Annotated in this window: 18 protein-coding genes; 15 read left to right on the forward strand and 3 right to left on the reverse strand. The window is 62.6% G+C overall.

Annotated elements, in window-relative coordinates:
* Positions 1-208 precede the first annotated feature (208 nt).
* The 6 genes from Q0L57_RS08685 (at position 209) to Q0L57_RS08710 (ending at position 7626) form a co-directional block, all read left to right on the forward strand.
* Positions 209-889, forward strand: a complete 681-nt coding sequence (locus Q0L57_RS08685; protein ID WP_296741179.1) for an HAD-IA family hydrolase — start codon at positions 209-211, stop codon at positions 887-889.
* A gap of 79 nt (positions 890-968) precedes the next feature.
* Positions 969-2582, forward strand: a complete 1614-nt coding sequence (locus Q0L57_RS08690; RefSeq protein ID WP_296741182.1) for an ABC transporter substrate-binding protein — start codon at positions 969-971, stop codon at positions 2580-2582.
* Positions 2583-2666: 84 nt separating this feature from the next.
* Positions 2667-3629 (forward strand): ABC transporter permease, encoded by a 963-nt coding sequence (locus Q0L57_RS08695; RefSeq protein WP_296741185.1) that lies wholly within the window; start codon positions 2667-2669, stop codon positions 3627-3629.
* Positions 3626-4480, forward strand: a complete 855-nt coding sequence (locus tag Q0L57_RS08700) for an ABC transporter permease (RefSeq protein ID WP_296741187.1) — start codon at positions 3626-3628, stop codon at positions 4478-4480. Before Q0L57_RS08695 ends, Q0L57_RS08700 begins: the two co-directional genes overlap by 4 nt.
* Positions 4480-6168 (forward strand): ABC transporter ATP-binding protein, encoded by a 1689-nt coding sequence (locus Q0L57_RS08705; protein WP_296741190.1) that lies wholly within the window; start codon positions 4480-4482, stop codon positions 6166-6168. Before Q0L57_RS08700 ends, Q0L57_RS08705 begins: the two co-directional genes overlap by 1 nt.
* 132 nt (positions 6169-6300) lie before the next feature.
* Positions 6301-7626 (forward strand): FAD-binding oxidoreductase, encoded by a 1326-nt coding sequence (locus tag Q0L57_RS08710; RefSeq protein WP_296741192.1) that lies wholly within the window; start codon positions 6301-6303, stop codon positions 7624-7626.
* 14 nt (positions 7627-7640) lie between these two features.
* Here the strand turns inward: Q0L57_RS08710 and Q0L57_RS08715 are convergent, their stop codons facing one another.
* Positions 7641-8753 carry an FAD-binding oxidoreductase gene (locus Q0L57_RS08715; protein ID WP_296741220.1) on the reverse strand — a complete coding sequence of 371 codons (1113 nt, stop codon included), beginning with the start codon at positions 8751-8753 and terminating at the stop codon, positions 7641-7643.
* Between the two features lie 107 nt (positions 8754-8860).
* Here Q0L57_RS08715 and Q0L57_RS08720 point away from each other — a divergent pair, with 107 nt between their 5' ends.
* The 9 genes from Q0L57_RS08720 to Q0L57_RS08760 all read left to right on the forward strand — a co-directional run bounded on the left by Q0L57_RS08720 (position 8861) and on the right by Q0L57_RS08760 (position 20151).
* Complete coding sequence (locus tag Q0L57_RS08720) at positions 8861-9757, forward strand: LysR substrate-binding domain-containing protein (RefSeq protein WP_296741195.1); 897 nt, start codon at positions 8861-8863, stop codon at positions 9755-9757.
* An 88-nt stretch (positions 9758-9845) separates the two neighbouring features.
* Entirely contained in the window at positions 9846-11936 is a 2091-nt protein-coding gene (locus tag Q0L57_RS08725) for a hydantoinase/oxoprolinase family protein (RefSeq protein ID WP_296741222.1), read from the forward strand.
* Complete coding sequence (locus Q0L57_RS08730) at positions 11929-13914, forward strand: hydantoinase B/oxoprolinase family protein (RefSeq protein WP_296741198.1); 1986 nt, start codon at positions 11929-11931, stop codon at positions 13912-13914. The genes Q0L57_RS08725 and Q0L57_RS08730 overlap by 8 nt, the downstream gene beginning before the upstream one ends.
* Positions 13911-14216 (forward strand): (2Fe-2S)-binding protein, encoded by a 306-nt coding sequence (locus Q0L57_RS08735; RefSeq protein WP_296741201.1) that lies wholly within the window; start codon positions 13911-13913, stop codon positions 14214-14216. The genes Q0L57_RS08730 and Q0L57_RS08735 overlap by 4 nt, the downstream gene beginning before the upstream one ends.
* Positions 14213-15571 carry an FAD/NAD(P)-binding oxidoreductase gene (locus tag Q0L57_RS08740; RefSeq protein WP_296741203.1) on the forward strand — a complete coding sequence of 453 codons (1359 nt, stop codon included), beginning with the start codon at positions 14213-14215 and terminating at the stop codon, positions 15569-15571. The genes Q0L57_RS08735 and Q0L57_RS08740 overlap by 4 nt, the downstream gene beginning before the upstream one ends.
* A gap of 125 nt (positions 15572-15696) precedes the next feature.
* A complete protein-coding gene (locus Q0L57_RS08745; RefSeq protein WP_296741205.1) occupies positions 15697-17160 on the forward strand; it encodes an aldehyde dehydrogenase family protein in 1464 nt (487 codons plus the stop codon).
* A gap of 59 nt (positions 17161-17219) precedes the next feature.
* On the forward strand, positions 17220-18266 hold the full coding sequence (locus Q0L57_RS08750; RefSeq protein ID WP_296741207.1) for a tartrate dehydrogenase: 1047 nt from the start codon (positions 17220-17222) through the stop codon (positions 18264-18266).
* 1 nt (position 18267) lies between these two features.
* On the forward strand, positions 18268-19707 hold the full coding sequence (locus tag Q0L57_RS08755) for an NAD-dependent succinate-semialdehyde dehydrogenase (RefSeq protein ID WP_296741209.1): 1440 nt from the start codon (positions 18268-18270) through the stop codon (positions 19705-19707).
* A gap of 90 nt (positions 19708-19797) precedes the next feature.
* Complete coding sequence (locus Q0L57_RS08760) at positions 19798-20151, forward strand: cupin domain-containing protein (protein ID WP_296741210.1); 354 nt, start codon at positions 19798-19800, stop codon at positions 20149-20151.
* 61 nt (positions 20152-20212) lie between these two features.
* Here Q0L57_RS08760 and Q0L57_RS08765 read toward each other — a convergent pair whose 3' ends face one another.
* The gene (locus Q0L57_RS08765; protein ID WP_296741212.1) at positions 20213-21337 is read right to left on the reverse strand and encodes an FAD-binding oxidoreductase; all 1125 of its coding nucleotides are present in this window, start codon (positions 21335-21337) and stop codon (positions 20213-20215) included.
* A 26-nt stretch (positions 21338-21363) separates the two neighbouring features.
* A complete protein-coding gene (locus tag Q0L57_RS08770; RefSeq protein ID WP_296741214.1) occupies positions 21364-22836 on the reverse strand; it encodes a 2Fe-2S iron-sulfur cluster-binding protein in 1473 nt (490 codons plus the stop codon).
* Between the last annotated feature and the right edge of the window lie 43 nt (positions 22837-22879).

Consider the following 22879-nt stretch of genomic DNA (forward strand, 5'->3'; position numbering starts at 1 on the left):
CACTTTCGGAGATTCCGCCCCGCAGAAAAGGGCAGACTGAAATGGTTGGAAGCGCCAATTTGCCAGGGAAACCTGAAGCGCCGCCAACCGGGCCAAGTGCGCGGGCTCATCCAACCTCACGATCGGCGCAAGGGAAAATCGCAGCATGAACGCGTCGCATCGCCAGCAAGCCTCGGGGACGCCCAAGTCTTTTCAAAGCTTCCAATATATGAGCTTCGACGTTGTCGGAACGCTGATCGACTTCGAAACGGCGATCATAGACGGCCTGTCGGACATAGCGTCGAAGGCCGGCATCGAAGTCGACGGCGAAGAAGTACTGGTCGCCTATCGCGAGGCCCGACTGTTGCCCGGCGCGGTTCGTTGCCCGGATGATCTGGGGCGCTGCTACTCGGTTATGGCAGCCCGTTTCGGTCTGCCCGATACGGCCGAATTGCAGGACAGCATGATCGAAGCGGTGGCCGAGGCCAAGCCTTTCCCGGACAGTGTCGAAGCTCTCCGGCGCCTGGCTGGCAAATACAAGCTTGTCGCCATGACAAATGCCCGGCGATGGGGCTTCGACCGCTACGAGAAGAAACTGGGCTCGCCGTTCTGGGCGAGCTTCACCTGTGACGAGACCGGGACCGAAAAGCCTGATCCGAGGTTCTTCCACCACATGCTCGACTTCGTGGCGAGCGACGGCGGGGCTATTGGGGACGTCATTCACACAGCGCAAAGCCAGTACCACGACATCGGGATTTCCCGAAGCCTTGGCATGACGAACGTCTGGATCGAACGGCGCTTCGATCGCTCCGGGTTCGGCGGCACCTTCGTGCCGGAACAGCTCACCAGGCCGGACTACCACTACCGATCGATGAGGGAGTTGGCTCAAGCGGTCGAGAACGCATTCTAGTCATTTCAGGTTCAACGCATCCGGCAAAGAGAAGCCAACAAGCTCCGTGCCGTTCAACCTCCAGCAAAGGGAACGCAAGATGAAGACCAACATGCCTACGAATTGGAGCAATCGCGATGATGCGATGCTCGTGGATGCCATGCGGCGCGGTGCAACACGCCGGGACCTGCTGAAACTGCTGGCCCTGTCCGGAATTGGCGCCGCTGCCGGCGGCTCCCTTATGCTGAAAGCGTCAAACGCCTTCGCCCAGACCCCGAAGAAGGGAGGGCATGTTCGTGTTGCCGGCTGGAGCAGTTCGACGGCGGACACGCTCGATCCGGCCAAGGCCTCGACCGCGGTCGACTACATCCGCAGCTGTTGTTGCTACAATCGGTTGTCGACGCTCGACGAGAACGGCCAGCTTCAGTTCGAACTCGCCGAGAGCATCAAGTCCGACGACGCAAAGACCTGGACGATCAAGCTCAAGCCCGGCGTTCATTTTCATGACGGCAAGGCACTTTCGAGCGCCGATGTGGTCTACTCGCTGAAGCGCCACCTCGACCCGGCTGTCGGGTCAAAGGTGAACGGCATCGCCAAGCAGATGTCCGATGTGAGCGCGGTCGATGACCAGACCGTCAAGGTGGTGCTGGCCGACCCGAACGCCGACCTTCCGATGATCCTGGCGCTGCACCACTTCATGGTGGTCGCAAACGGCACGACCGATTTCTCCAAGGGCAACGGCACGGGACCATTCGTGCTGGAGTCGTTCGAGCCGGGCGTCAACTCCAAGCACAACCGCAATCCGAACTATTTCAAGCAGGACGGACCTTACATCGACAGCTTCGAACTGATCGCCATCGTCGACGACACTGCTCGCGTCAACGCGCTGCTGACCGGCGAGATCGCCATCGCGGGATCGATCAACCCGCGGTCGGTTCGTCTGATCGAAGCGCAGGGAGGCGCTTTCGCTCATGCCAACAACGCCGGCAACTACACCGACCTGAATATCCGCCGCGACATGGATCTCGGCCGCAACGATGACTTCGTCGAGGGCATGAAGTACCTCATCGATCGCGAGACGATCTTGAAGTCGGCCCTGCGTGGGTTGGGCGAAGTCGCCAACGACCAGCCCGTGCCGCCGATCAACCGCTATCACAATCCCAACATCAAGCCGCGCGGATACGATCCGGACCGGGCCAAGAGCCTGTTTCAGAAAGCCGGCGTTCTCGGCAAGAAGATTCCTGTCATCGCGTCGGATGCGGCCACGTCGTCTATCGACATGGCCACCATCCTCCAGCGCTCGGGCGCCACGATCGGCCTCGACCTCGACGTCCAGCGCGTCCCATCCGACGGCTATTGGTCGAACTACTGGCTGAAGGCGCCCATCCACTTCGGCAACATCAACCCGCGCCCGACTCCGGACATCCTGTTCTCGCTGCTGTACCAGTCTGCCGCGCCCTGGAACGAGAGCCACTACAAGTCCGACAAGTTCGACAGTATGCTGGTCGAGGCCAGAGGCATGCTGGACGACAAGAAGCGCACCGAGATTTATTGGGCGTTGCAGGAAATGGTGTCCAACGAAGCAGGGACGATCATTCCAGCCTATATCGCCGACATCGACGGTGTGTCCAACAAGGTCAAGGGCTGGAAGAGCAACCCGCTTGGCGGCCTCATGGGCTACACCTTCGCGGAGCATATCTGGCTCGAAGGCTGACGGCAGTCGAGTGTGGGCGCGCGGATCAAATGCCGGCGCGCCCACCGTTGACCGACACTGACAACGAGTTGGAGCTCCATCCTCGTGAAATTCTCGCAACATCCGGCCTTGTTGGTCTTGCGGCGGCTGGCGATCACCTGCGTCACGCTGGTCATCGTTTCGCTGGTGGTCTTTTCGGCCACGGCACTTTTGCCGGGCGATGTCGCGCAGGTCATGCTGGGCCAGGCCGCCACCCCTGACGCGGTCGCCGGATTGCGGGAGGCAATGGGGCTCAACCAGCCTGCCTTCTTTCGCTACCTGCACTGGTTCTTCGGAATATTTCGCGGCGATCTGGGCATATCGTACGTGAACCAGATGCCGGTTGCGCAGCTGATCGGCGGCCGTTTGGCAAATTCGATCAAGCTGGCAGCGGCAACGACCGCGGTTGCCGTGCCCCTTTCCCTGTTCCTCGGGATCACGACCGCGATGTGGCGCGGCACGCTGTATGACCGCCTCGTCTCAATGCTGACGATTGCCGTGATCTCGGTACCGGAATTCATGGTCGCCACGCTTGCCGTCCTGATATTCGCCGTGTGGCTGCGTTGGCTGCCGGCACTGAGCAATGAAATGGAAGGAAGCTCCTTCATCGATCTGCTTCGGGCCTATGCCATGCCGATCATGACGCTCGGCTTCGTGGTGTCAGCCCAGATGATCCGAATGACGCGGGCCGCGATGATCGAGGCTATCAACACGCCTTACGTCGAGATGGCCCTTCTCAAGGGCGCATCCCGCTCCCGCATGGTGCTCTTGCACGCCCTTCCCAATGCGCTTGGCCCCATTGCCAATGCGATGGCATTGGCGCTTTCATATCTTGTCGGCGGCGTCTTCATCGTCGAGACGATCTTCAACTATCCTGGCATCGCCAAGCTTATGGTCGATGCAGTGTCGACGCGGGACCTGCCCCTTATCCAGTCCTGCGCGATGATCGTTTGCATCAGCTACCTGACCCTGATCACGCTCGCAGACGTCGTGGCCATTCTCTCAAATCCAAGGCTGCACAACTCATGACCCAGGACAGTTCAGCCACCGCATCCACCCGTGGCATGGCCGGCTACAGCTTCAATTGGGTCGGCAAGCTCGGCCTGGCCGTGATCCTTTTCTGGGCCGTGGTGGCGATCTTCGGTTCGCGGATCGCGCCCTATCCAGTCGGCGAAATTGTCGACACGGACTACTTCAGCCCGATGTCGCACCAGTTCTGGATGGGCTCCGACTATCTCGGGAGAGACATGCTGTCGCGAGTTCTCGTGGGTGCGCGCTACACTGTTGGCATATCGCTCGCCGCCGTCACGCTAGCCTGCCTGTCGGGAATTGTTCTGGGCATGGTGGCGGCTGTGTCGGGCGCCATTTTCGACCTTGCGCTCTCCCGGTTTCTCGATGCCCTCAATGGCATACCGTCGCTGTTGTTCGGGCTCGTCGTGGTGTCGGCCGTCGGCTCTTCCATTCCGGTGCTGATTCTGACGCTTGCGGTAATCTACATGCCCGGGGCGTATCGGTTCTCCCGCTCGTTGGCGGTGAACGTAAACACGATGGACTTTGTCACCGCGGCACGCGTGCGCGGAGAAACGGTCGGCTACCTGATCTTTCAGGAGATCCTGCCAAACATCCTGGGTCCAGTTCTTGCCGACCTCGGCCTTCGGTTCGTCTACATCGTCCTCGTGCTTTCGGGACTTTCCTTTCTCGGACTCGGCGTGCAGCCCCCGGACGCCGACTGGGGCGGGCTGGTGCGGGAGAACATGGCCGGACTAATTCTCGGAGCACCGGCAGTCGTCTTCCCGTCGATCGCCATCGCGTCTCTGACGATCTCGATGAACATGCTCATCGACAATCTGCCGAAAAAGATTCGCGACAGGGGTAACTGATGCACGGTTTGGTTACCCGCGACGCCTCCCTTCCGCTTGTCGAGATCCGCGACCTGCACGTCGGCGCCGTGACGGATGCGGGCAGGGAAGTGGAGATCATCCGCGGCGTATCGTTCGATATCGCACCCGGATCGATTGTTGCCCTGATCGGCGAGTCCGGGTCCGGCAAGACCACGATAGCGCTCTCCTTGATGGGGCATGCCCGCAGCGGCTGTTCGATCCGTAGTGGAACCATACGTGTCGGACCGCATGTGGTCACGGCCATGACCGAACGCCAGCGCGCCAAGGTGAGAGGCACCGAAGTCTCCTACATCCCTCAGTCCGCTGCCGCCGCGTTCAATCCCAGCCGGCGGATCATGGATCAGGTGATCGAGATAACGCGGATCCATAGGCTGATGCCGCGGGCTGCGGCCGAGGCCAAGGCCGTTGAGCTCTTCAAGGCACTGGCTCTCCCCCATGCCGATACGATCGGCCGACGATACCCTCACCAGGTTTCAGGGGGCCAGCTGCAGCGGCTCGCCGCCGCAATGGCGCTGATCGGCGATCCTCGGTTGGTGATTTTCGACGAACCTACGACCGCGCTCGACGTGACCACTCAGATAGAAGTCCTGCGATCGTTCAAATCCGTGATGGCGAGCCGCGGCATGGCCGGCGTCTACGTCAGCCACGATCTGGCGGTGGTCGCGCAGATCGCCGACAGGATCATCGTGCTGCGCAATGGCATCATCGAAGAGGAGGGACTGACAGATCAGATTCTGAACAATCCCCAGAACAACTATACGAAGGAGCTCCTGGCGGCCTTCGAGCCGAAGAGGCATGAGCCGCAGGCACTCGATTCTAGCGAAGCCAAGGACCGCCTGATCCTCGAGGTAAAGAGCCTATCTGCCGGATACGGGCGGGTGCATGACGGCAAGCCCGCCTTCAAGGCGCTAAGCGACATCGACTTCAGGATGGAGCGGGGCCGCAATCTCGGCGTGATCGGAGAATCGGGCTCGGGCAAGTCGACACTGGCGCGCGCCGTCGCGGGCATCCTTCCGCCTTACGACGGGCAAATCCGATTTTTCGGAAACGAGCTGGCGGGCAGTCTTCGCGACAGGCAGAAGGAGGAGCTTCGACGGATACAGATCGTCTTCCAGATGGCCGATACGGCGCTCAACCCGGCGCGTTCGGTCAGCGCGATCGTTGGCCGTCCCTTGACCTTCTACCACGGGCTGAAAGGGTCTGCCGCGGAGAAGCGCATCGACGCGTTGCTGGACATGGTGCGGTTACCGAAAGGCATCAAGCACCGTCTGCCGGGAGAACTGTCGGGCGGTCAGAAGCAACGTGTCAATCTTGCGAGGGCGCTCGCCGCAGAACCCGAGCTGATCCTTTGCGACGAGATCACCTCCGCGCTCGACACTGTCGTTGCAGCAGCCGTACTCGATTTGTTGAAGGAGCTGCAACGCGAGTTGAGCCTTAGCTATATGTTCATTAGCCATGACCTTTCGATGGTTCAGGCGGTCTGTGACGATGTCCTTGTGATGTTCCATGGAAAACTGGTCGAGAAACTGCCCGCGGCAACCATGGTTCGCGACGCCCAGCACCCGTATTCGAAGCTCCTGATTTCGTCCGTCCCCAAGCTCGATCCGAATTGGCTGGACAGCATCGAGCGCAGCCCGGAGCTGTTGGCGGCCCTCGCGGACAGGTAGGGCGAAGGGTGTCCGTCCGCTGGACAGGAACGCGATCCCGAACATGCCACCCAATTTCGCAGAACGCCCGGCAGCCTGGCGCATGCCTCCCTGCGCGGAACAATCCGCGCGCCACCTAAACGGAGACTGGAAATGCCTGCCCCACTAAAGATCGTTCAATCATCGCAGACGGTGCCGAAATCGGCCGACACCGTGGTGATTGGGGCAGGCATTGTCGGTGTCAGCACGGCCTACTGGCTGGCGCGTGCTGGTCAAAGCGTCGTCCTGGTGGAAAAGGGTAGCGTCGGCGCGGAGCAATCGAGCCGGAACTGGGGCTGGTGCCGCCAACAGAACAGGGATGCCCGCGAACTGCCCCTTTCGACAAAAAGCCTCAGCCTGTGGGAGGAGATGGCCGCCGATATCGGCGATGACATGGGCTTTTCGCGCTGCGGGCTGCTCTATCTGTCGGATGCCGAGGCGGAAATCGAGACGTGGGCAAAATGGGGCCGTTTCGCCCGGGGCGAGGGCGTTGTCACGCAAATGCTCGGTTCGGGCGAGGCAAGCGTGAAAGGCTCGGCGACAGGCAAGACTTGGAAAGGGGGCGTGTGGTCTCCGACAGACGGGACGGCCGATCCTTCGCGGGCCGCGCCGGCCGTGGCCAGGGGCATAATGAAGCACAACGGCATCGTTCTTCAGAATTGCGCGGCCCGTGGCATCGAGCACGAGGCCGGCGCCGTCAGCGGCGTTATTACCGAGCGGGGCGTCATCCGTACGCAAAACGTCGTCCTGGCGGGGGGCGCGTGGGCGTCCAGCTTCCTCCGTCAGCTGGATATCGCATTCCCCCAGGCCGCGATACGCAGTTCGATCCTTTCGGTCGCCCCCGGCGCCCAGGGACTGCCCGCCGCTTTGCATACGTCCAGGGTATCGGTCACTCGCAGGAGTGACGGCGCTTACACCCTAGCTGTGTCGGGCTTTGGCAAGGTGGACCCGACGCCGGGTGCGATCTACGGCGCCAGGCATTTCGTCCCGATGTTTGCAAAGCGTTGGCGAATGCTGTCTCCAGGCGGCCTTCAGGCATGGAATGCAGGTTTCGAGACCCGGCGTCGCTGGAAGATGGACCAGCCGACACCCATGGAAGCCGTACGGATACTTGATCCTCGTCCCTCGCGGCGACATCTGGATTTGATCTTGGCCCGGGCAAGGACTCTTCTGCCGGAGCTCTCGAAGGTTGCGGTGCAGGCCGAATGGGCTGGCTACATCGATTCGACGCCCGATGGGGTGCCGGTGATCGACGGTGACATCGGCCTGCGCGGGCTAGTCCTTGCCGCCGGCTTTTCCGGCCACGGTTTCGGGATCGGGCCGGGCGCGGGGCATCTGGCAGCCGACATCGTGCTGGGCAGGAAGCCGATCACGCAAGTTTCGCAATACCGACTGTCGCGCTTCGCCAAGACGCAGTGGGGCAAGGTTTCGGAGTATTAGGAACGCTAGCGAGCCTAAGCCGCGAAGCGATCGACGCGGAAGTCCTGCAGAGGGATTTCGGTGCGGCCCTCCCAGATCAGCTCGGCCATGGTTTCGCCGACGCCGGGTCCGAGCTGGAAGCCATGACCGCAAAATCCGAAGGCGTGATAAAGACCGTCCGTCGTCGCCGACCGACCCATCACTGGCAGGCCGTCGCGCACATATCCCTCGCATCCCGACCAGGTTCGGATGACGGAAGCCTTGGCGATCGCCGGCAGGAGACGGGCGACGGCACGCAGCTGTCCCGGCAGGCGCGCCGGATCCGCATGCGCAAAGCCGGGATCAAGGTCGACATCGACCCGCTCGGCAGCCCCGCCGAAGATGATATTGCCTCGCTCGACTTGCCGAAGGTACGCGCCTTCCGCGTGGTTCCGTGTCCAGATCCCGACCACTGGAATAACACGATGCGGCAGCGGTTCGGTCACTCCCATTTGCGGACCCTTGGCCTCCAGAGGGACGGCGTCGCCAAACTGTCCGGCGATACGCGCACCCCATGCGCCGGCGCAGTTGACGAGGATGTCTCCCGCAAAGCGCCCCTTGTCCGTTTCGACGCAGAACCCGCCACCGTCCTTGAAACAACGGATCTCGCCTGCCTCCTCGACGATCGTGGTGCCCAGCCTGCTTGCCGCGTCCGCGAATGCAGGAGCAACCAGGCGCGGATTCGCGCTGCCGTCCTCGGGCGAATACGAGGCCGCAATGGCTTGCGGCCCCAGTCCAGGAAATCGCTTCCGGATTTCCGCGGCGCTCAATTCGTCGAGATGGAGATCCCATTCCCTGGCCGCCTCGATATGCGCCCGCATGTCCGCAAGGCTGTCTTGCTCATAGACCAGCCTGAGGTGGCCAGTGGCCCGGAACTCGACGTCCCGGCCGAGCAATGTCGCTGCTTCGCCCCACACGCGCCGGGAGCGGTGGGCCAGGGGAAGCTGGGACAGGTGGCGCGCCGTGCGGCGACAGTTTCCAAACGAGGCTATGCTCGCGCCTCCGCCGATCCGGCGTTTCTCGATCAAGGTGACGCCCGCCCCGCGCCTGGCAAGGAAGAAAGCCGTCGCTGCCCCCATGAGCCCGCCACCCAGGATGATGACCTTCAGCATTCCGTCCGCCTTGCTCCGCGATCGCTGGTGATCTTGCCGACGCCCGGCGGATGCGTCAAAGACATGTTCCACATCAGGCCATAAGTTCAGCCTATGGAGGCGACGTGCGTGCGAGACAGATCGAGGTCTTTTCGACCGTCATGCGAACGGGAACAATCACGGCCGCTGCGCGATTGCTCAACATCTCCCAGCCCGCGCTCAGCCAGATGCTGCTGCATACAGAAAGTGAACTTGGCTTTGCCCTGTTCGAGCGGACGAAAGGCCGACTGATCCCGACCCCGGAGGCGCTCGAGCTTTTCCCGGAGGTTGAACGGCTTTTCTCCGGCCTGGAAGGAATCCGCCGCAAGACGAAGGACCTTCGCCTCGGGCGAGCTGGGCTGGTGCGGATTGCGGCGTCAGCACCCCCGGCAATGTCCATCCTGCCGATCGCGTTTCGCGACTTTCACTGCAAGCACCCGGAAATCGTGCTGCGGTCTCATATGGCCCCGATCCAATCCATCATCGACATGCTTCGGGAGGGAGATGCCTGCATTGGCCTGGCCATGGACGACCATCTTCCGCCGGACATCTCCGTCGAGCCCCTGGGCAAGGTTGGCTTTGTCTGCCTCTTGCCGGAGCGGCATCGGCTGACTGAACTGACGGCCGTTCCGTTCCAAGAGCTGGTGCCAGAGCCGTTGATCAGCTATCGCGCCAACACCCGTCCAGCCGAGGAACTCGGGCAGGCCGCACGGTCTCACCAGGTCGAACTCAAAGTGCAAATCGAGATCGACGTCTCAATTTCCGCCGTCGGCTTCGTTCAGGCGGGCATGGGTGTAGCGCTCGTCGATGCGCTGCTGCCGTGGCATCAGTTTTCCGGAGTGACGACGCGTCCCATCGAGGCAAGCCCTGGCTTGCCCGCGTCCTTGCTGACATTGCCGGCTCGACCGCTGTCAGTCGCCGAAGAGCTTATGAAGGAGCAAATCCGAACCGCTGCCGCGCAAGTGCTGACGCCAGCCTCATAAGTTCGACTTATGCCATTGTGCCGGATGCGTCTTGGACGCCCGGACATCGCCTGTGCCAGGCTGCCCTACGAATTGGAAAGGGCAGGCCATGGATACAAGCCGGAACATGACATCAAGCGCCGAGAACGGCGATTGGAAGCTCGGCGTCGATATTGGCGGGACTTTCATCGACTTCTTTGCGCTGGAGGCGAAGACCGGCCGCGTCGCGACGCTGAAAGTATTGACGACGCCGAATGATCCCGGCGCCGAACTGATGACAGGCATCGATCTTCTGGCGGAACGGGAAGGGCTTGAACCCGAACAGGTAAACCGCTTCGTGCACGGCACCACGGTCGGGATCAACACCATCATCCAGCGGAAGGGTGCGCGCCTCGCGCTCATTACCAACGCCGGCTTCGAAGATGTCATTGAGCTTGCGCGCCTGCGGATGCCGGACATGTACTCCCTGTTCTGCCACCGCCCCGACCCGCTCATCTCGCGTGATCTCGTATTCGGTGTTCGAGGACGGATGAGCCCCGACGGCAAGCAGGCGCTGGCGCCTGACCTCGGCACGGTTTCCTCGGTGGTCGAGGCCGCCTTGCGCCGCGGCGTGGAGGGCATCATTGTCTCCTTCCTTCATTCGTGGAGAAATCCGGCGCACGAAGACCTGGTCAAGGCGGAGATAGCCCGCCTCGGTCCTGGTCTTTTCGTCTTCACGTCGTCCGAGGTCTGGCCCGTGATCCGCGAGTACGAGCGGACCTCGACCGCGATTCTGAACGGCTATGTCCACCCGCGCGTCGCTACATACCTTCGCGGCCTCGAGGAGCGGCTGGCGATGCGCAAGGTGCCGGCTCAGGCGATGCTTACCAAGTCAAATGGTGGCCTGATGAACGCTGCCGAGGGCCGGCAATCTTGCGTCAACATGCTTCTGTCGGGGACTGCATCGGGTGTTATCGGCGCTGGCTGGCTTGCCCGCCAGGCGGGCGAGAGTCGCATCCTCACACTCGACATCGGTGGAACCTCGAGCGACTTCGCGCTCATCATCGATGGCGAGGCGCAATTCGGAACCGGCGAGCTTATCGGCGAATTCCCGCTCTACCTGCCGTCGATCTCGGTTAGTTCGATCGGCATTGGCGGCGGCTCCATAGCGACCGTCGACGACCAGGGTGTGCTGCGCGTCGGTCCGGAGTCGGCTGGCTCTCTGCCGGGGCCGGCGTGCTACGGCCGGGGCGGGGTGCTCCCGACCATAACCGATGCAATGGCGGTCTGCGGCTGGCTCGGCCATAGCCAGATGGCGTATGGCCAGCTCTCAATGGATGTTGGGCTCGCGCGTGCTGCCGTGGAGACGCTTGCAGTCCAACTCGGGCGCACTGTCGAAGGGATGGCGCAGGCCATACTCGACGTGGCGATTTCCGAACTGTTCGTGGAAGTTGAGAAGCTTTCCTCGCGGGCTGGGGTGGACTTGCGCGATTTCACCCTGATGCCGTTCGGAGGCGGGGGCCCGATGCTCGGCGCATTCCTTGCGCGGGAGATCGGCATGCGCAAGGTCATGGTGGTAAGCCGCCCCGGCGTGGTCTCCGCCCTCGGCGGTCTGGTCGCCGACCTGCGCGGCGATTTCATCCGGACGGTCTTTGCGCCGCTTTCTGGAGATCAACTGTCCGGATTGGCAGAGACACTTTCGGTGCTTGCCGAGGAGGGCCGGGCATGGCTCTCCGCTCAGGGCCATCGGGGCGCGGTGGAGCTCAGGATCTCGGCGGACATGCGCTACGCCGGGCAAAGCTACGAGATCGAGGTGCCGCTTGAAGGAAGCTGGTTCGCGAAAGCGGATCCCAAGGCGATCGAGGCGGCGTTTCACGAGATGCATCAGAAGATCTACGCCTTTCACGATGCGTCCGGCACGATCGAGATCGTCAACCTTCGGCTGGCGGCCATCGGTGCTGGGCCGCGCCTAAATCTTCCCGCTGAGGAGCGGCATGCCCATGCCGCCGTTCCGTCACGCTTCGCCGATGTGCATCTGGACGGGAAGGTCGTGCGGACAGCCATTTTCGACCGAGCCGACCTCACTGCTGGCGCTTGGTTCTGCGGCCCGGCGATCGTTGCTCAGGAGGATACCACCTTCGCCGTTCCACCCACGACAGCCATAAGCGTCGATGCCCACAACAACCTCCAACTGACTTTCGGGGCTCAGCATCATGTTTGATCGGATGTCACTGCAGGTTCTGGCGAACCATGCCCGGGCTGCCGCTGAAAACATGGCGCACACGCTTCATCGAACGGCGCATTCCGCCTTCGTGAAGGAGACGCAGGACTTCACCGTCATGCTGATGGACAGGACGGGGCAGACCTTCGCAGTTCCGATGGAACTTGGCGCGACTTGGTATCCGGGTCTCACATATGGCCGCGCCATCGCCATGGTCGATAACTATCGGCCCGGCGACATTGCCTTCACGAACGATCCTTATTCCGGCCACGTTGCCACGCACGCGCCCGACACACATCTGTGGAAGCCGGTCTTCGTCGAGGGCGAGATTGTCGCCTGGACAGGCGGGCACATCCACAACACCGACATGGGTGGGGCGGTGCCAGCCTCGCTATCCCGCGCGTTGACCGAAATCCATCAGGAGGGCATCCGCTTCCCGCCGATGAAACTCGTCAACGAAGGGGTCTTCGACGAACAGATACTTCGGATAATGGCGACCAATGTCCGCAAGCCCGATCTGAACGTCGGCGACATCAAGGCGTTGGTCGGAGCGCTGAACACTGGCGAGCGCAAGGTTCTCGCCATGGTCGAGAAGTTCGGCAAGCAAGGATTTGTGGACGGCGTGGCCGCGCTTCTCGACCACGCGGAGGCCCAGGCACGCGAAGTGCTGCGATCGATACCAGACGGCATCTACACCTTTGCCGACTATGCCGATGAGGACTCGGTAGAGGCGAATCCCTGTCGCCTCAAGCTGGCACTGACGATCAAGGGCGACGAGGCCATTCTCGATTTCAGCGGGTCCGACCCGCAGCTCGCCAGCTCTCTCAACGTGCCTTCGGGCGGTGATCCGCGACACACGATGCTGCTCGTCGGTGTCTACTACATCCTCTACACGCTCAATCCGAAGATCCTTCTCAACACGGGGCTGACGCGGCCCTTCACCTGCATTGCGCCGGAAGGCACTGTGCTCAACCCAGTGGCCCCCGCGGCCGTAGGCATGCGTTCGCTTACCGTATCGAGACTCCGCTCCGTGATCTTCGGCGCTTTCTCCCTGGCTCTTCCGGAGCGACTGCCGGCCGCGCCAGCTGGCAACAACTGCATCGTGAACGTCATGACGCGGGACCACCGCAACGACAGGACGATCATTGCTGCCGTCAATCCCGTGGTGGGCGGCGGCGGCGGCATGCCTCATCGCGACGGCACCAATGGTTCGGGTGCCGATGCCGCTTATCTCAAGAACACGCCGATCGAGATCACCGAAACCGAAACGCCTGTCGAGTTCGTCACATACGGACTGGCATGCAATAGCGGCGGCGCCGGCCGCTGGCGTGGTGGGCTGGCGACCGAAATGGCCTTCAAGGTCTTCGCACCCGACACGCGCATAACGGCACGCAATCGCGACAGGTCCTTCTTTCGCCCTTGGGGTGTGCTTGGCGGGAAGGCAGCGGGCCTTTCCGACATGGTCGTCAATCCTGGCACGCCGGAAGAACGTCGGCTGGGCAATGTCGACACCGCCGTCCTTCAGCCGGGAGACGTCCTGGCAATCCGTTCCGCCGGCGGCGGTGGCCGTGGCGATCCGATGTTGCGTGAATCCTGGCGCGTCGGGCAGGACGTTTTGCGCGGGTACATTACACCTGACGTCGCCGAACGGGACTATGGTGTGGTCATGGTCGGCGAAAGCGTTGACGAGCAGGCGACGCTTTCGCTCAGGGCAGCTCGCGAGACTTCAGTCGGACACTTTGACTTCGGGCCGGAGCGGACGGGTTACGAGGCCCGGTGGAGCGACGATGCCTACGACACCCTGACCAGCATCCTGACGGATCTTCCCATCCATTGGCGCTTCTTTGCGAAGACGGAAATTTTCCGTCGCATGGCCGGCAGGCGCGGCAGCGACGGAGTGCTCGCCGCCTTCCGGGAGGTTTGCGCTCGTTTCCCGGAATTGCCTGTTCCCACCGCGACCAGGGAGGCCGCGGAGTGACGCAGCAGCAGGGCCGCATTGTCCGCTTGAAGGAACTCGATCGAAACCCGGTGCACTTCTTCCTCGATGGAAAGGGCTTTTCGGCGCTGGAAGGAGATACGGTCCTGACTGCCGTCTTAACGGCGGCGCCGTGGCTCCGGCTCTCGGACTTTGGACCGGAGCATCGCGCCGGATTCTGCCTTATGGGCGCTTGCCAGGATTGCTGGATTTGGACGGAAGGCGGCGAGCGGCTGCAGGCCTGCTCGACCACTGTTGGTGAGCACATGCGCCTGATCAGCGCCATTCCGGAAAGCTGGCCATGAGCGCGCAGATCGTCGTCATCGGTGCGGGGCCCGCCGGCATCAGGGCGGCCGAATGTCTCGTCAAGGCCGGGATAAGGCCGATCGTGATCGACGAAGGCGCCCGAGCAGGCGGGCAGATCTATCGCCGCCCTCCGGACGGATTCAGGCGCTCCGCCAGGATGCTGTACGGTTCCGAGGCCGCAAAGGCGAGGGGTCTGCATACTCTCTTCGACGCAATGGTCGAACACGATCAGGTCTCGCATATCGAGCGCGCCTCCGTCATCGCGATTGCGGGCAGCGAAGTGCATGTGCTGCGCGGTGGCGAGGTTGAAAGGATCGGCTTCCAGAGGCTTGTCATCGCAACGGGTGCGACGGACCGCGTCGTCCCGATTCCTGGGTGGGAGTGTGGCGGCGTCTATACCTTGGGGGCAGCGCAGATTGCGCTCAAAGCTCAAGGCGTCGCGCTTGGCAAATCGATCGTGCTGCTGGGGTCCGGTCCGCTTCTGACACTTGTCGCCACGCAGCTTCGCACAGCGGGTGCCAACGTGGTTGCGGTCCTGGATACGTCTTCGTTGAACCAACAGCTGGGTGGCATTGTTGACATGGCATCGCGCCCAGCGGTCCTTCTGCGTGGTCTCGCCATGCGGCTGCGACTGGGCAATGTTTATGCCGCGGGCGTGGCGATCGATCGGATTGAAGCCAGCGTCGATGGTCCTGTTGCGGTTCATTGGCGAACGGGGGCGGGCAAGGCTCAGGTGACTTCCTGCGACACGGTCTGTGTCGGCTGGCACCTGAGGTCTGAAACGCATCTCGCGGACTTGGCCCAGGTGAGGTTCGCGTACGACGACCTGTGGCGCCAATGGCTTCCCGTCGCGGATGCGATGGGGCGGGCGGCGCCGAACATCTATCTCGCCGGCGACAGCCTTCGTCCCCTCGGCGCGGACGCTGCCGAACTGACGGGACGTCTCGCGGCATATGCGTGCTTGACCGACATGGGGCTGCAGGTGGCCCACCATGCGAGCGACCTTCGCACGCTTCGCCGGCTGCAGCGTTTCGCCAGGGGCGTCGCAAAGGCCTTTCCCTGGCCAGATCAGCATGTCAAAGCGCTTCCCCCCGATACCATTCTGTGTCGCTGCGAGAATGTCAGCATTTCCTCAGCCAAGGCTGCCGCTGAACTGGGGGGCGCGGAGGTCAACCGGATCAAGTCCCTGGCGCGCGTCGGCATGGGGCGATGCCAAGGGCGATACTGCCAGCTGGCGGAAGCCGAATTGGCGGCCATGTGGCAAGGCCGGCCCACATCCGATGTGGGCAGGCTGCGCCAGCAGGCGCCCGTGCGGCCAACGCAGGTCTCGGCCTGGCTGTCCGGAAAGCCCTGACCAGCGGAATAATCCACCTGCGGTTGACCCCGCTACAGCCGAAAATGCCGTCACCGGACAATCGTTGGCAGCATAATCCGCTGAGCCGGAATTACCGTCGGCCTTGATAATCTCTGGAGTCCACCATGTCCCTGACTTTCGATCCGCGGTCGATCAAGCTGCCCATCGGTCACTTCATCGGTGGCGAGTATGTTGCCGGAACCGCTGCGATGACGGTCAAGGCGCCGTCGGACGGCCGACCGATTGCCGAAATCCCTCTGGCTGATGCCTCGGTCGTGGACAGGGCCGTTGAAACCGCAAAAGCCGCGCTTGTCTCTTCTGGATGGAACAGGCAGCGTCCACGAGAAAGGTTGCGGGCACTCTGCGCCTGGGCGGACTTGATCGAGAAGGAGGCTGAGTACCTTGCTCGTATCGAGGCTGTTTCCTCCTCTCGCTTGATTGGCGAAGCCCTGGCCGGAGACGTCATGGTCGCGGCGGAGCAAATCCGCTTCTTCGCGGAATTCGCAGACAAGGAATGCGATGATCTTGTACCGACTGCGGACAGCCAGTTCGGCTTCATTGCCTCCGAGCCCTATGGTGTCGTCGGCGCGATCACTGCATGGAATGTACCTGTCGCGCTGGCAGCCTGGAAGTTGGCGCCAGCGCTCGCGGCTGGCAATGCCGTAGTCCTTAAGCCGTCGGAGATGACACCCTTCTCCACGCTCTACATGGCTGAGCTCGCGGTTCGCGCCGGCATGCCCGCAGGCCTCATCAACGTGGTGGTCGGTGATGGTCCGCAGACGGGCGCTGCGATCGTCGCGCACGCCGATGTCGCCAAGGTCTCGTTCACAGGTTCGACGCGAGCGGGCGTTGCAATCATGGAGAACGCGGCACGGAGCGGGATCAAGCCAGTCACGCTCGAACTCGGCGGAAAGTCTCCGCAAGTCGTCTTCGCGGATGCCGACCTCGATCTGGCCGCGCGTTGCATCACCCGCACCATCCTTGCCAACGCCGGACAGGGTTGCGTCGCGGGCTCGCGCGTGATTGTCGACCGTCCTGTCGCCGCAGGCCTGGCAGAACGTATCGTGGAACTTATGAAGCAGGTGACGCCGGGTCCGACCTGGGACGAAACGACCACCTTCTCCCCGATCATCTCGGAGCCGCAGCTTTCCCGCATCGACTCCATCGTCACCGCGGCACGCAACATGGGAGCCGAAGTCGTTTGCGGCGGGGCCCGGATCGAGCGTGAAGGCAGCTTCTACCAGCCGACGGTTCTGGCCGCAGTCACTGACTCCTCGCCGGCGGTTGCCGAGGAGATTTTCGGGCCAGTCCTCACCATCCAGTCCTTCGACGGCGAAGAAGAGGCCACCCAACTCGCAAGGCATAAGACTTACGGGCTGTCGGCCGGACTGTTCACGAAGGACCTTTCGCGCGCCATGCGCATGGTTCGAATGCTTGAAGCGGGAACGGTGTGGGTCAACCGTTACGGGCGTTCGCGCGATCACATCCTGCCGACGGGGGGCTGGAAGTCGTCCGGCCTCGGCAAGGATCTGGGGCGGGAAGCCTATCATGCGAACCGCCGCACCAAGTCGGTGCTCATCGACCTCTAGGCAGCACGGATCCGTGCCTGCCGAACGTCGCGCTCTATCGGTACCGAACAGGAGCTGTCATGCCCCGCTACTCTATTGCGCTTATTCCCGGAGACGGAATTGGCATCGATGTCGTCGATGCGGCGATGGCAGTCTTGAACGATGCCGCCATCAGGTTCGGCTTCTCACTCGAGACGACACGTTTCGAGTGGTCATGTGATTACTACCTGCAGACCGGACAGATGATGCCGGCAGACGGCATTGAAACACTGCGTTCGTTCGATGGCATCTTCCTCGGTGCCGTCGGCTGGCCTGCAAAGGTTCCGGACTCTGTGTCGCTGCATGGTTTGCTGCTGCCGATCCGCAAGGCGTTCAAGCAGTACGCCAACATCCGTCCACATCGGCTCCTGCCCGGCGTCCGCGGTCCGTTGCGCAGCGAGAAATTTGACATCCTCTGCATCCGGGAGAACACGGAGGGCGAGTATGCAGGAGCAGGGGGGCGTGTGCACCAAGGCACAGCGGACGAAGTCGCCGTCGAGACAGCGATCTTCACACGCGCGGGGGTCGAGAGGATCATCCGGTTTGCCTTCGAACAAGCGCGCTCGAGAAGATGTCATCTCACCTCGGTGACCAAGTCGAATGCGCAGAAATTCTCGATGGTCTTCTGGGACGAGGTGACGCGTGAGGTGGCGCGCGATTTTCCCGACGTGACCGTCCAACTGATACACATCGACGCGATGGCAGCCAAAATGGTTCTGGCGCCTGAAAGCCTCGACGTTGTCGTGGCATCCAACCTTTTCGGTGACATCCTGACGGATCTCGGCGCGGCGCTGCAGGGTGGGTTGGGCTTCGCGGCCTCCGCGAACATCTGCCCCGACCGGAGCGCTCCGTCGATGTTCGAGCCCGTTCATGGGTCGGCCCCAGACATCGCAGGAAAGGGAATAGCAAATCCGATCGCGGCCATCTGGTCAGGGGCGATGATGCTCGATCACCTGGGGGAGAAAGACGCCGCCGCCGCAGTCCTGTCTGCCGTAGCGGCGAGCACAGCCAATGGCATCGGCTGCACGCCCGGCACCCACACCACAGCCCAGATCGCTGCAGCGGTCGTTGCAGCGTTGGAGACCTGACATGCGCCTGAACGACAGGAATCTATTCAAACAGGCCGCGTTGATCGACGGCACTTGGCTCGACCGTGGGGACATCGAGGTCATCAACCCTGCAACGGGCAATCGCCTGGGGACAGTGCCTGACTGTTCAGCAACGGAAACCGAGGCAGCGATCGCCGCGGCGCAGAAGGCGATGGCGGGGTGGAAGGCCAAGTCCCATGCCGAGCGCGCGGCTCTGTTGATGCGCTGGTGCGAGCTCATCCTGGCAAACGAACAGGACTTGGCTCAAATCCTCACGGCAGAGCAGGGCAAGCCGCTGTCAGAGGCGCTCGGAGAGGTTCGATACGGTGCGAGCTTCGTCAGCTGGTTTGCCGAAGAGGCTCGGCGGATCAACGGGAAGATCATCCCGTCGCCGACGTCCGACAAAAGAATTCTCGCGGTGAAAGAACCCGTGGGGGTTTGCGCAATCATCACCCCATGGAACTTTCCCGTCGCAATGATTACCCGAAAAGTCGCGCCGGGCTTGGCTGCGGGTTGCACGATGGTGATCAAGCCGTCCGACTTGACGCCGTATTCGGCACTGGCCTTGGCGGAACTCGCTCTACGGGCCGGGATCCCTATCGGGGTCCTCAACGTCGTGACCGGGATGCCCGAAGCGATCGGCAGGACGCTGACGGCGTCGCCTGTCGTGCGCAAGCTTTCGTTCACGGGGTCGACGCGCGTCGGCGCCCTGCTGGCCGAGCAATGCGCACCTACCATCAAGCGCATGTCGCTTGAGCTCGGAGGAAACGCACCCTTCATCGTCTTTGACGACGCGAACCTCGACCTTGCCGTAGAGGGCGCGATGGTCTCGAAGTTTCGCAACGGCGGCCAGACATGCGTCTGCGCGAACCGGATCCTGGTCCAGTCAGGGATTCACGACGACTTCGTCCGGCGACTGTCGGAACGGGTCAACGCTTTGTCGGTCGGCCCGGGCACAGCCGATGGCGTGCAGATCGGACCGATGATCAACGAGGCGGCGCTCGCCAAGATCAGGCGCCACGTCGACGATGCGCTCGCCAAGGGCGCAAGAATGACCACCAAGAAGCGAGACCTGCCGCCGCAATATGCGCTGCCGGTGGTCCTGGAAGGTGCGACCACCGACATGCAGCTCGCCTCCGAGGAAACCTTTGGCCCCGTGGCCCCGATCTTTCGCTTCGAGACCGAGGACGAGGCGATTGCCATAGCCAACGGAACGCCCTTCGGCCTCGCCGCCTACTTCTTCACAACCGACCTGGCACGCGCATTCCGCGTCGGCGAGGCTTTGGAGTTCGGCCTCGTCGGTCTCAACACCGGGGCTGTCTCCCACGACGTCGCTCCCTTCGGCGGCGTGAAGGCTTCGGGCCTTGGCCGCGAAGGGGGGCAAGAGGGCATGGAAGAGTATCTCGAAACCAAGACATTCCACATGGGCGGGCTTCGCTAATCCTGATCCTCGCTGTTGCTTGCCTCCAGCGAATGCCGATGCCATCGGCGGCGGCTAACTTTCACGAACTACAACCCCAAAGGACAAGACATGGCTTTGCTGGTTCCAATCCGTACCGAAAACCTGGGCGAGGGCGTGCACAAGAAGCCACCCGTGGACCGCCTGATCGAGGGCAATCCCGACATCTTCGTGTGGGATCAGGATGCAAGCCTAGATGGCCGTGTTCGCAGCGGCGTTGCATCGGCCACCGCGGGGACGACACGTTCGATCAAGGATGGGGTTTGCGAGGTCATCCACATGCTCGAAGGAGTTGTGGAGCTCACTGAGGACGGGGGCGAGCCGATGACGTTCCGCGCCGGCGACACATTCGTCATGAAGCCTGGCTTTACCGGGACATGGAAGACGATCGAGGACTTCCGAAAGATCTTCGTCATATCCGCCTGACACCATCGGATTGGCGGCTGCAGTTGGCGAGGTAGGAGGCTGTCGTTTGTTCCGCCTGGGACTAGGCCAGCACGATGCCACCCTCGACGATCGGTCCGGTCTTTTCGAAGCGGTCCAGTGAGAACGGCTGCATGCGGTGGTCGATCCGGCCCTTGGTGATCGCCTCGGCGAGGAGCTTTCCGGCCGCGGGCGCGCCGGCGAAGCCGTATGACCATCCTGCCGAGAACCACAAGTCCTTCAGTTGCGGATGCTCGCCCAGCAGCGGGGCGAAGTCCGAGGACGCATGCAATTGGCCCGCCCAATGCCTTAATATGCGGACCTCGCCCAGTTGCGGGAACATGTCCAGGTAGACCTTGGCCATGTTCGCCATCACCGGGAGATCGACCTTGAGCGACATGCGAGGCCTTTCGGGCACCTCGGTGCCGCCGACCACCTCGCCACGCGAGGTTTGGTGGAAGTAGGCCAGGCTATCTATCAGCGCGATCGCCGGTTTTATGAGAGGGCGGGTGGGCTCAAGCGCCATCGCTTCGATCCGCATTCCAAAGCCGTTCAACGCCACGCCCGCAAGGGCAGCGATATCGGGGTTATTCGGCCCGGCGCAGGCCACGATGCAATCCGCTTCGATCCGATGCTCACCGACAAGCACGGCGGTCACCCGGGATGTAGTCCGCTCCAGTCCTGTGATACGCGTTCGGTATCGCACGTCGACCTGATTTCTATGACAGAAGGCGAGAAGTCCCTTCATGACCGCGTGGTGTGGCGCCACCCCGCCGTCAGTCTGGTGCTGCACCGCCCTGACTCGGGATTTGTTGATGGCCGGAAGAAGATCGTCGATCTCGCGGCGGGTCAACATCCGGCTCCTGACGCCGAGGCTCTGCTGCACCTTCAGGCCTTCGAGCAGCATAGCTTCGCTTTTCTCTTGCTCGGAGATGACCGAGTAGCCTCGCTGGGTGAACATGATGTTTTCGCCGAGGCGTTTTGACCAGCTCTCCCATTCACGAACTGTGAGCACGAAGAGCTCGGTCCAGGCGACCGACGCGAAGCCTGGCCGGATGAGAGTCCCGTTGCGTCCTGAGGCGCCCCCTTGGAAGTAACCAGCGTCGAGCACGAGAATGTCGCGCTGGCCCTGTTCGAAGAGGTTGAACGCAATAGACAGGCCTTGAATTCCTCCGCCGATGATGACCACGGCGGCGCGCTTGGGCAGAGACTTGGTCATCGGTCGGGCTCCACCAGTCCGGCCAGGCCCGCAGCCTGGGCAACCGTGATTGCGCGTCGTGGGGGACGGTGTGTCGGTCGGGCGAAGCTCTCGGGCTCGACCCCGATGCGCGAAGCGAGCATCGCCAGCATGTGCTCCCAGCACGGAAAGCCCTGGCACGTTCCCATGCCGCAGGAGGTGAGCCGTTTCAGGACCTCAGGATCGGTCTCGCCCTCGTCGATGTGGCAATAGAGTTCGCCAGCCGTCACGTCCATGCAGGGACATATCAGCGTGTCGGGGTGAAGATTTTTACGCGCTCGTATCGGTTCGTTGGGCAGCGCGGCGCCGCCTGTCACGGACATGCTCTGCGGCAGCGGATGAGCCTCCACCTGGAACAGGCCTTCTCCGGATGTTTGAAATCCAAGGCTGGGATCGCTTCGCCAGGGGCCGGCATGGATGAGCGCATCGCATGCGATCCCCTTGTTGGCGCGGATCGCTGTAACGCGGCTTCGGCCTTGGATTTCGATCAAATCCTCGGTACGGCCCTTGTGGACGACCCGCACCCCGACGGCCGCCAATCGTGCAGCGACGGCGTCTTGCGCGCCCGTGCCTACGACCGCGACCCGATTGCCAGGGGCTACTCCGTGCACGATGGCGAGCTGAAGCGCGGAGTGCGCATCCATCACGCCGGGGAGCTGGTTGCCTTTCACCAGCGGCGGGATGGATCTGCGTCCGGTCGCAAGAACCGCGCTGCGAGGCTCGAACACGACGGCAGCCTTGCGGTGATCGTGCGGAGCGCCGACCATGATGGCGCCGCCGCGATAGGCCCCGAACAGTTCCATGCCCTCGAACAAACGGATGCCTTCGTGAAGTGGCTCGACGGGCTCTCCCATGGAGCGCGCGAACCGGGCAAGCTTGTCTCCTCTTGTGACCAGAGCGACGCTCTCGCCAAGCTCCTTGCGACGGTTGGCTTCGGCGATGCCCGAAGGGCCACCGCCGATGACGAGGCAGTCGACGTTGACTCGCTGGCCGGGAAGCGCGTGCGGCGCAAACGCAGCATCCGCCGGTGCCGCCACGCCCGCCAGGTTCGCCATGACCCGCTCCGCCAGGCGGTAGGCCAAACCGGATTTCGGCATCCACGCCCCGTGCTCGAAGCCGCCATACACCGCTTTTGACGGCAGCAGCTGCGCGAGCCGCAGGAGGTCGAAACGCGCCGATGGCCACACGTTCTGGGCTTCCGCCTTGAGGCCGTTCTGCACGGTGATCTGGTCCAGCCTGACATTGGGCCGGCCGTCCACCCGTGCGAGAACGCCAGTCGTATAGGCACCGCCCCAGCCGAGCGGCCGATGAAGCTTGCGCGAGCGCGCGATCGTCGTGATGCCGGCGCGCCACAGCGCGGCAGCAACCGTATCGCCGGGCCGGGCGGTGATTGCCATGCCGTTCCAGAGAAACGTCGTTTCTGTTGTCCGAGGTTCGCTGCTTATGGCCAAAGAGTTCTCCAGCGGATGCCCGCGATATCAGAATTGATCCTCT

The organism is Mesorhizobium sp. (assembly GCF_024509055.1).
Taxonomy (GTDB): domain Bacteria; phylum Pseudomonadota; class Alphaproteobacteria; order Rhizobiales; family Rhizobiaceae; genus Mesorhizobium.

Excerpts from the sequence above, each read along its gene's own strand:
- Q0L57_RS08685 (WP_296741179.1), top strand. The coding sequence starts at position 209 with ATGAGCTTCGACGTTGTCGGAACGCTGATCGACTTCGAAACGGCGATC.
- Q0L57_RS08745 (WP_296741205.1), top strand. The coding sequence starts at position 15,697 with ATGTCCCTGACTTTCGATCCGCGGTCGATCAAGCTGCCCATCGGTCAC.
- Q0L57_RS08750 (WP_296741207.1), top strand. The coding sequence starts at position 17,220 with ATGCCCCGCTACTCTATTGCGCTTATTCCCGGAGACGGAATTGGCATC.
- Q0L57_RS08730 (WP_296741198.1), top strand. The coding sequence starts at position 11,929 with ATGTTTGATCGGATGTCACTGCAGGTTCTGGCGAACCATGCCCGGGCT.
- Q0L57_RS08690 (WP_296741182.1), top strand. The coding sequence starts at position 969 with ATGAAGACCAACATGCCTACGAATTGGAGCAATCGCGATGATGCGATG.
- Q0L57_RS08755 (WP_296741209.1), top strand. The coding sequence starts at position 18,268 with ATGCGCCTGAACGACAGGAATCTATTCAAACAGGCCGCGTTGATCGAC.
- Q0L57_RS08705 (WP_296741190.1), top strand. The coding sequence starts at position 4,480 with ATGCACGGTTTGGTTACCCGCGACGCCTCCCTTCCGCTTGTCGAGATC.
- Q0L57_RS08710 (WP_296741192.1), top strand. The coding sequence starts at position 6,301 with ATGCCTGCCCCACTAAAGATCGTTCAATCATCGCAGACGGTGCCGAAA.
- Q0L57_RS08740 (WP_296741203.1), top strand. The coding sequence starts at position 14,213 with ATGAGCGCGCAGATCGTCGTCATCGGTGCGGGGCCCGCCGGCATCAGG.
- Q0L57_RS08725 (WP_296741222.1), top strand. The coding sequence starts at position 9,846 with ATGGATACAAGCCGGAACATGACATCAAGCGCCGAGAACGGCGATTGG.
- Q0L57_RS08700 (WP_296741187.1), top strand. The coding sequence starts at position 3,626 with ATGACCCAGGACAGTTCAGCCACCGCATCCACCCGTGGCATGGCCGGC.
- Q0L57_RS08760 (WP_296741210.1), top strand. The coding sequence starts at position 19,798 with ATGGCTTTGCTGGTTCCAATCCGTACCGAAAACCTGGGCGAGGGCGTG.